9 protein-coding genes are annotated in these 8,822 nt (G+C 63.5%); 6 read left to right on the top strand and 3 right to left on the bottom strand.

What is annotated here, in order from left to right; genetic code table 11:
- Positions 1-311 precede the first annotated feature (311 nt).
- The 6 genes from MESCI2_RS0102295 to MESCI2_RS0102265 all read left to right on the top strand — a co-directional run bounded on the left by MESCI2_RS0102295 (position 312) and on the right by MESCI2_RS0102265 (position 6,048).
- Positions 312-740, top strand: a complete 429-nt coding sequence (locus MESCI2_RS0102295; RefSeq protein ID WP_027035135.1) for a VOC family protein — start codon at positions 312-314, stop codon at positions 738-740.
- 186 nt (positions 741-926) lie between these two features.
- Complete coding sequence (locus MESCI2_RS0102290) at positions 927-1,442, top strand: hypothetical protein (protein ID WP_027035134.1); 516 nt, start codon at positions 927-929, stop codon at positions 1,440-1,442.
- A gap of 101 nt (positions 1,443-1,543) precedes the next feature.
- The gene (locus tag MESCI2_RS0102285) at positions 1,544-2,161 is read left to right on the top strand and encodes a C39 family peptidase (protein ID WP_027035133.1); all 618 of its coding nucleotides are present in this window, start codon (positions 1,544-1,546) and stop codon (positions 2,159-2,161) included.
- 24 nt (positions 2,162-2,185) lie between these two features.
- Positions 2,186-3,259, top strand: coding sequence for a D-alanine--D-alanine ligase family protein (locus MESCI2_RS0102280; RefSeq protein ID WP_027035132.1), 1,074 nt, complete (start codon positions 2,186-2,188; stop codon positions 3,257-3,259).
- A gap of 149 nt (positions 3,260-3,408) precedes the next feature.
- Entirely contained in the window at positions 3,409-5,394 is a 1,986-nt protein-coding gene (locus MESCI2_RS0102275) for an AI-2E family transporter (protein WP_027035131.1), read from the top strand.
- Positions 5,395-5,559: 165 nt separating this feature from the next.
- Positions 5,560-6,048: a GNAT family N-acetyltransferase gene (locus MESCI2_RS0102265; protein ID WP_027035130.1), complete on the top strand. Its 489-nt coding sequence runs from the start codon at positions 5,560-5,562 to the stop codon at positions 6,046-6,048.
- Between the two features lie 55 nt (positions 6,049-6,103).
- On the opposite strand, the gene MESCI2_RS0102260 is transcribed toward MESCI2_RS0102265, so the two are convergent.
- The 3 genes from MESCI2_RS0102260 to MESCI2_RS0102245 form a co-directional block, all read right to left on the bottom strand.
- A complete protein-coding gene (locus tag MESCI2_RS0102260) occupies positions 6,104-7,105 on the bottom strand; it encodes an aldo/keto reductase (RefSeq protein WP_027035129.1) in 1,002 nt (333 codons plus the stop codon).
- A gap of 131 nt (positions 7,106-7,236) precedes the next feature.
- On the bottom strand, positions 7,237-7,431 hold the full coding sequence (locus tag MESCI2_RS0102255) for a hypothetical protein (RefSeq protein ID WP_027035128.1): 195 nt from the start codon (positions 7,429-7,431) through the stop codon (positions 7,237-7,239).
- 432 nt (positions 7,432-7,863) lie between these two features.
- Positions 7,864-8,748: a LysR family transcriptional regulator gene (locus MESCI2_RS0102245; RefSeq protein WP_027035126.1), complete on the bottom strand. Its 885-nt coding sequence runs from the start codon at positions 8,746-8,748 to the stop codon at positions 7,864-7,866.
- Positions 8,749-8,822 lie beyond the last annotated feature (74 nt).

The following is an 8,822-nucleotide window of genomic DNA, read 5'->3' as shown; positions in this document are numbered from 1 at the left end:
CCACCGCGCCACCAAACCCGGTTGCGAGCGGAAAGTTCCAAACTGTGAGTGGTCTCGCTAAGAAATCGCCTCCGCCGCTTGAATTCCGCGGTTTCGACCGGCCATCGGCAATTTTTTTGTTCGGGTGGAACCTCCGCGGCCAACAAAGGTTCTTACCAGGTCTGATCCCCCCTCAGACCTCTGAAGGCTAGACATGCTTTCAAAAGGCCCGCCGGATCCCCTCCCGGCGGGCTTTTTGTTTGCTGGGAAGTATCCGCATTGACGACGCCCTGTCCGAACCTAAATTCGAACCCACAGGAGGAGGCGTTTTCATGGGAACCCAGGAATTACATCGCGGCCGCCTCATCGACCACATCCAACTGGTGGTCAGGGACCTCGCGGCCAGCCGGCGTTTCTACGAGGCGGTCCTGCAGGCGCTCGATGTCCCGATCGGCGGTAGCGGCGCCGACTTTTTCTGGGCCGACGAGCTGTTTGTCTCCACTGCCGACAGCCGGGCCGCACAGGGAAAACTCACCGGCCGCCATCACCTGGCTTTCCAGGCAAGGGACCACGCCATGGTCGATGGCTTCTATAAAGCCGGGCTGGCGGCTGGCGGCACGGACAATGGGGCGCCGGGCGAACGTCCCTATCACCCCGGCTATTACGCCGCCTTCCTGCTCGATCCCGACGGCAACAACATCGAGGCGGTCCATCACGGTCCGCATACGCGCAGCGCCGCTTCGGTGAAGATCACCTTCTAAGCTGCCGATATTCAGCCGGCCGGGATCGCGGGCGCATGGGCTATGCCGGAGAGAAGTTGCCTTGCGTTGCCAGATCGATGGCCCCGATGCTAACCGTGCGAATGGCGGGCGGGAATCGGTATCGAAGCAACGCACGCTGCAAAATCCTCAATAAAACTCCCCTTACCCCGTGGAGACACATTTTTTATGCAAAACCCAACAAGGGCGGTCCGTGCCGCCACGCTTCTATTTGCGATCGGGGCCGCGGACCTCACAAGTATATCATCTTTTGCTTATATTTCATCGGCGCAGGCTCAGGAAGAATATCTTCCGACCGAGAAGGATTTTGTCGGCAAATGGAAACTCAACGGTGGAGCCATCCGGCCGCCGCGCGATATGAAGGATGCGCCGACACCGGAACAGGAAGCGGCCGCCAGTGAGTTCCAGCAGACGGTGACCGCGTTTTACGGCGCGTTCGACTATCTGGAGATCACGGCGGACGGCCGCTACAATTTTCATCAGCCGGGCGATCCGACGTCGGGGCCTTGCGTCTGGTGCGGAACCTGGTCCTTCAGCAACAGTTCGGCGTGGCTCAAGCTGGATACGGCGCCCCGGCTGGATATCTACGCCAAGGACGGCGACATGCAGATGACCTACACTGTCGAACCCGACGAAAAATCGAAATATGCATGGCTGGTTTTCGCCTGGGCGAAGGCCGAGTAGGGCGCAGCATACGGCTCGCCACACCTGAACGGGCCTAAGCGGCTTTTCATTCATCTCGTATCCTCGTATACGAGATGAAGCCAGCCGCCCGAGGAGTCCGCATGAGCCCATTGCCTGAAACCGTGCCGTTTTTCAGCCAGTGGGAGACGCCCGACCTGACGCTGGACGTGCTCGCCGACGGCGCGGATGTTGCGCTCAGGCGCGATCCGCTGTGGAGGCGATCCGGGGCGGAAACCCTCGATGAGTATGCGGCCTGGGCGGCCAATATCTGCGGCATGGCGTGCCTGAAGATGATCCTGGCCAGCCGCGGCGAGATCGTGCCGACGATCGAGCTTGCCAGGCGCTGCACCTTATATGGCGGCTATGTCGTCAACGAAGGATCGATCAAGGGGCTGATCTACGCGCCCTTCGTCAGCTTCGTGAAAGAGGTTTTTGGACTCCGGGCCGAGGTGGTGACCAATGTCGCGACGGCGGAGATTCCGGCGATCATACAGCGGACGCGCTTCTTCATCGCGTCGGTCAGCAGTTCGATCCGCTGGCCCGAGCGCGAGCCGCCCTCGAAGGGCGGCCATCTGGTGCTGGTCACCGCGGCGTCCGACGAGGGTTTCCGCTTCCACAACCCGTCCGGCCATGACCCCGCCACACAGGCAGACGCAGTGTTGGCGCCGGCCGATTTCGACTGCTTCTTCGCCAATCGCGGCATTGCCGTCGCCATTTGATTTTTTGACAATCGAGGGATTTCGATGACGGACAAGACAAGAGTGGCCATCCTTTACGGCGGGCGTTCGGCCGAGCATGACGTGTCGCGCCTTTCGGCCGCCAATGTGCTGAAGGCGATCGACCGGACACGCTACGACATCGTGCCGATCGCCATCTCGCGAGACGGCAGGTGGCTGCTGCAACAATCCTCCGTGGCCGACGGGGCAGGGGCGCCGGTATCCGGGGATGGTGCAGAGGTCGCGCTGCTGCCCGGCGGTAAGGGCCGGCTGGTCGCTGTGGCTCGGGATGGTACGCAGCCTGACCTGCCCCCCATCGACGTCGTGTTCCCTGTACTGCACGGGCCGTTCGGCGAGGACGGCTCGGTGCAGGGCTATGCCGAGGTCGCCGATGTCGCCTATGTCGGCTGCGGCATCCTCGCCTCGGCCGCCGCCATGGACAAGGATGTCGCCAAGCGGCTGATGCGCGAGGCGGGATTGGCGGTTGCCCGCTCCGTCACCGTGCATCGAAACGGCAAGCATTCCTTCCAGGAGATTGCCGGCACGCTCGGCCTGCCGTTCTTCGCCAAACCGGCGCGCCAGGGCTCGTCCTTCGGGGTCAGCAAGGTGAATGACAGGGACGGCTTCGAGCAGGCCATCGACACGGCTTTCCGCTACGACGGCAAAGTGTTGATCGAGGAATTCGTCGAGGGCCGCGAGATCGAGTTCTCGGTGCTGGAGCGCGCCGACGGGTCGCTGACGGTGTCGCTGCCCGGCGAGATCATTCCGGCCGGCAAGCACGGCTTCTACACCTATGAAGCCAAATATCTCGATGCCGACGGCGCGCTGGTCAAGGTGCCCGCCGATGTCCCGGCCGATGTGGCCGAGAAGGCCAGGGATATGGCGCGGCAGGCGTTCCAGGCGCTTGGCTGCGAAGCCATGGCGCGCGTCGATTTCTTCCTGCGCGCCAATGGCAGCCTGCTCGTCAACGAGGTCAACACCATTCCTGGCTTCACCGACATCTCGATGTATGCCAAGGCGCTTGCCGCCTCAGGCATCGGCTACAGCCAGACCATCGACGTGCTGATCGAGCACGCGCTGGCCAGGCACGCGGCACGCTGATCCGATCGGGCGAGCCTGACGTCCGCCCTTCGAGAGCGGCCGGTGCGGGCCGGATCATTGCCTGTCGAGTGCGGCGTATTTCATCGTTGGCTAAAGTTGCACGTCCGCTCTATATGCCCGATCATGGCATTTGGCAGGGGAGGCATCACGTGGCCAATCGTCGAAACGGCACGGCGTCTCCGGCTGATGGGCTGGGGGACGCCCTTTCAGCGGCCGCGCCCCATCCGCGAACCTCTTTGCCCAACGTGGCGGCCATCGTCACGACGGTGGCGGCCCTGTATTTCGGGCGCGAGGTTTTCCTGCCGATCGCGATCGCGCTGCTGCTGACCTTCGCACTGGCGCCGCTTGTCTCGGCACTTAAAAAGATCGGCATACCCCGGATTGCCGCCGTCATTGCCAGCGTGCTCGGCGCTTTCGCCGCACTTGGCCTGTTCTCCTTCATCGTCGCCACGCAGGTCAGCGAACTGGCGCAGAACATCCCGGTCTACCAGACCAACATCCTGACCAAGATCCGCTCGCTCAAGGAAACCGGGGTCGGGGGCGGGATCCTTGCCAGACTGAGCCAGGTGGTCGAGCGGGTCGGCCAGGAGATCGACAGGCAGGACCCCTCGCTGCCGGCTGCCACCCCGGAAAAGCCGCCGCGCGAGCCGGTGCCGGTCGAGATCGTCGCGCGCGAAAGGCCGCTTCAGGTCCTGCAGAACATCGTCGGGCCGCTGATCAGCCCGCTCGGATCGGCCGGGCTGATCATCGTCGTCGTCATCTTCATGCTGCTCGAGCGGGAGGATTTGCGTGACCGCTTCATCCGGCTTGTCGGTTACGGCGACCTCCACCGAACCACCGAGGCGCTTCAGGAGGCCGCCAAGCGGGTGGGCCGTTATCTCCTGATGCAATTGGTCGTCAACATCGTCTACGCCGTGCCGATCGCGATCGGGCTCTGGGCCCTCGGCATTCCCAATGCGCTGCTGTGGGGGCTGCTGGCACTGGCGCTGCGTTTCGTGCCCTATATCGGCCCGATCATAGGCATGCTTTTGCCGCTGTTCCTGGCGCTGGCCGTGGCACCGGGCTGGTCGCTCGTGCTGTGGACGGCCGCCCTGTTCGTGGTGATGGAGCTGATCACCGGCAATGTCATCGAACCCTGGCTCTATGGTTCGCGGACCGGACTGTCGCCGCTGGCGATCATCGTCGCGGCGATTTTCTGGACGTGGCTCTGGGGACCGCTCGGGCTGATCCTGTCGACACCGCTCACCGTCTGCTTGGTGGTGCTGGGCAGGCACGTGCCGCAGTTTGAATTCCTCGACGTGCTGTTCGGCAACGAGCCCGTGCTCGAACCCCATGCACGCCTGTACCAGCGGCTGCTGGCCGGCGATCCGGAAGAAGCCACCGATCATGCCGAGGAGATGCTGGAGGAGAAATATCTGGTCGAATTCTATGACAAGGTTGCCATTCCGGCGCTTCTGCTGGGCGAACAGGACCGTGTGCGCGGCGTCATGGGCGATTTGCAGAGGCGGCAGGTGGCGGCCAGTGCCCTGATGCTGGTGGCCAATCTCGACGACAGCGCGCAGGAGGAGGCAGGCGAGGCGGAAGAGCCGCACGTGGCCGCAGAGGCGAGCGACGATGGCGATCCCGGCGGGGAGGACGAGACCGAACTGCCCGACGGCACGGATATGTCCGTGCTTTGCGCCGGCGGGCGTGGCGAGCTCGACGACGCCGCCGCCGCTATGCTGGCGCAGGTGCTGGAGGTCCAGGGCGCGACGGTATCGAAAGCCGGCTTCGCCGATATGGAGCCCGCCAGCATTCGCCGCCTTGAGCTCGAAACCGTCGACACCGTCGTGGTCGGATTCCTGAACCGGGATTCCGTCAAGCACGCCCGTTTCCTGGTTCGCCGGCTGAAGCGCGCCAAGGCCGCACTTCGGGTGGGAATCGTGTTCTGGTCGGAGGCCGCTGCTGAGGACAAGGAGACGGCCGACAAACTGGCCCGTGACTTGAACGCGGATTTCGTGGCGCATGGCATGGTCGACGCCGTGCTGGGCGCGCTGTCAAACGAGCCCCCGGTCGCGCTCAAGCTTGTCGCCAAACGGCGCATGCGGCGACCGCGGGCCGCGTCCAAGAAGGTCACGGCGGCAGCGGCGGGTTAGGCTCTGCCTTGGCCTTCTTCGGCAATGTCGGGATCGACAAGGCAGGCATGAATTGCGAGGCTGTGAACCCATAAATCTGGGTTGACCGAAATCGGCGGAAGGCCCATGCAACAAGGCCGCCCTCCACGCGGCCTTACGGAATTGGCCACCCGTCGGCGGTGAGAAATGCTCGAAATTCGTCCAGCCCAAGAAGCCGACCGGTCGGCGATCGTGCAACTGTGGCATCAGGGCTGGCATGATGCCCATGCGCATCTGGTTCCAGCCGAAATCCTGGCGTACCGAACGCCGGCGCATTTTGCGCTGTGGCTGGAGCAATCCACCGATGCCTTCCATGTGGCGGCAGCCGATGGATTGCTTGGCTTCGTCTCCATCAACGGAGCGGAACTGGTCAAACTCTATGTAAGCCCGCAAGCACGGGGAAGCGGGACCGCCCGCGATCTGCTGTCACGCGCCGAGCATCTCTTGTCCGAACAAGGCGTGGCGGAGGCAGAGCTTTTCTGCACGGCGGGAAATCTCCGCGCGCAGAGATTTTATGCCCGCGAAGGGTGGCGCTTGAGCCGCACCTTCGAAGACGCACTTTGGCTGCCGGACAATGCCGCCGGCAGGTTCACCGTGGAAACCCATTGTTATCGGAAGCATCTCGGCTTTCGATAGCTTGTCTATCGAACGAAGCTTGGCGAGACCGTCGCGGACGCTGGGGCAGGAGCCCCTACCGGTCGACCATCGCCATGCCCCGCTCGGTGTAGCGCGGGCCGGAGATTTTTCCCGGCGCGAGCGCTTCGTCGAGCGCGGCCATCTCGGCGGCATCGAGTTTGATGGCGGCGGCGGCGACGTTCTCTTCGAGGTATTTTCTGCGCTTGGTGCCGGGGATCGGCACGATGTCGATGCCAAAACCGTCGCCCTTCGCCAGCAGCCAGGCCAGCGCGACCTGGCCGGGCTTGACGCCGCGCGCAGCGGCGATGTCGCTCACCTTGGCGGCCGCCTCGACATTGGCGTCGTAGTTTTCGCCCTGGTAGCGCGGGTCGTTGCGGCGATAATCGCCGTCGGGATAGTCCTCCGCGCGCTTGACCTGGCCGGTAAGAAAACCTCGGCCGAGCGGCGAGAACGGCACCAGGCCGATGCCGAGTTCGCCAAGCAGCGGGATGATCTCCGGCTCCAGATTGCGCTCCCACAGCGAATACTCGCTTTGCACCGCCGACACCGGATGCACGGCATGCGCCCGGCGGATGTTGGCCGCGCCCGCCTCCGACAGGCCGAAGAAGCGCACCTTGCCTTGCGCGACGAGTTCGCCGACGGCCCCGGCGACATCCTCCATCGGCACCGCCGGGTCGACGCGGTGCTGGTAGAGCAGGTCGATGCGGTCGGTTCCGAGGCGGCCAAGCGAGGCTTCCACGACCTCGCGAATGTGTTCGGGCCGGCTGTCGGTTCCGGCTTGCTTGCCGTTTTCGATGCGGAAGCCGAATTTGGTGGCTATCGTCACCTGGTCGCGTTTGCCCTTCAACGCCCGACCGAGCAGGGCTTCGTTGTCGTAAGGGCCATAGACCTCGGCGGTGTCGAGGAAGGTGCAGCCGAGTTCGATGGCATGATGCAGCGTGGCAATCGATTCGGCCTCGTCGGCCGGGCCGTAGGACTGGCTCATGCCCATGCAGCCGAGGCCGATGGCCGAGACCTGCAGCCCCTGGCTGCCGAGCTTGCGTGTTTTCAGGGTCATGGCAGGCGTTCTCCTGGAAAGGTCCAGGAATTATAGCAGCCGATCGCTCAATTCCCACAGGGTGTTCGGCCGCATGTCGGTGGCTTGAAGATGACGCGGCCGCCGAATGGCTTGTTCACCATGCGGCAGCGCTATTCTTCGACGGCCAGTATCACTCCGGCAATCGCGGCGCCGACAAAAGCGCCCACGGAAGCGCCGACAAGGGGATCGGCCATAATATGGTTGCCGACCACTTCGCCGACACCGCCTCCAGCCAATGTGCCGGCAACTATACCGAGGAAAAGGCGGAGAAGCGGATCCGTAATCAGGCGATTCAGCATCATCATGGCCTTTGCAACTCACTCACATGTTGGAAGCGACATCGCGGGTGGACGGAGGCTTGGGCCTATGAGCGGCACGCTGGTTTGACGCCTGCGGCGCAACGCTGGGCGTGGCTTTGGCATTCACAGCGGTATTGGACGCTTGCGCCTTGCGGCGCCTGAGCCAGTTGGATGACAGTTCGGCAAGGAGACTGCGCAGAGCCTTCACCACGTCCTCCTGAGTGCGGCGAGGCCAAACCTCCATGCACCCAGTTTGTTCCATACCAAAAACAATCGTTCGCGAAACGGCGTCCTGCCGGCGCGATCGGCCTGTTTGCCGGGTTCTGTCGAATGAGTGAATCGGAAACAGGCCAAGGCATATTCTGCCAAGCAGGCTGGCAGGTGACGTGAAGCCTACGCTCTGCCAAGGTTCCCGGGGCGCCCGAAAGCGGCCGGGCATCACCTGCCGATATAGGCGGCCAGTTCGTCCGGCGTCCCGTTCGGGAAGGCCTGTTTCAGAAAGTCCAGGAACGCCGACACGCGCGGGCTGAGCAGCCGCCGGGAGGGGTAGAGCGTCCACAGAGCGATCTCAGGGCCGTCAATGTCTCCCCAATTCACCAGTGTGCCGTCAGCCAAATCGTGGGCCACCAACGAAATGGGAAGACGTGCCGCACCGACCCCCGCTCGCACCGCATCGCGCACCATAATGAGCGTTCCCAAAGTGAGGACCGGCTCGATTTTAATCGACGACCGGCCACCCTCAGTCTTCACGTGCCATGTTTGCCGTTCGCCTGTCCCGCGCGCAACGCCAGGGGCCGGACCACCGGTGCGAGGAAGGTCAGGGCTCGCCACGACGACCAGCCGGTCACGGAGAAACGCCCGTCCGACCAGGCTTTCGTCGGGATCCGGGTTGACCCGGATTACCAGGTCGTAGCCTTCCTCGATCATGTCCACAGCCCGGTCCTCGGTCGTGACCTCCAGCCTCACCTCCGGAAATTTGAGGGCAAATCCCGCGGCGATCCTCCCCATCGCGGTCTGAGAAAAAAGCAGGGGCGCGCTGATACGCAATCTGCCCTTGGGTCTTTGACCGCCCGAGGCGATCGCCGCGGCCGTCTCGTCCAGTTCGGCAAGCAACGCCCCCGTCCGCTCGAAAAGCGCTCGTCCTTCCTCGGTCAGCTTCAGGTTACGCGCACCCCGTTCAAACAGGCGCAGGTCAAGGCTGCTCTCCAGGTCTCCAACCCGCCGGGACAGCGTTGCCTTGGGCCGGCCGGTGGCCCTTGCCGCTTTGCCGAAACCGCCATGGCGGGCAACGAGGTTGAAATCGGTCAGGGCCAGAAGATCCATGAGTGTTCCACCAGTGAGACGGTACGTCTAAAATTTCCGCCTATTTGAATGTTTGTGAGCCACACATATTGGGC

The sequence above is a fragment of the Mesorhizobium ciceri WSM4083 genome, assembly GCF_000519305.1.
GTDB lineage: Bacteria > Pseudomonadota > Alphaproteobacteria > Rhizobiales > Rhizobiaceae > Mesorhizobium > Mesorhizobium ciceri_B.
This window is presented reverse-complemented; position numbering and strand designations above follow the sequence as displayed.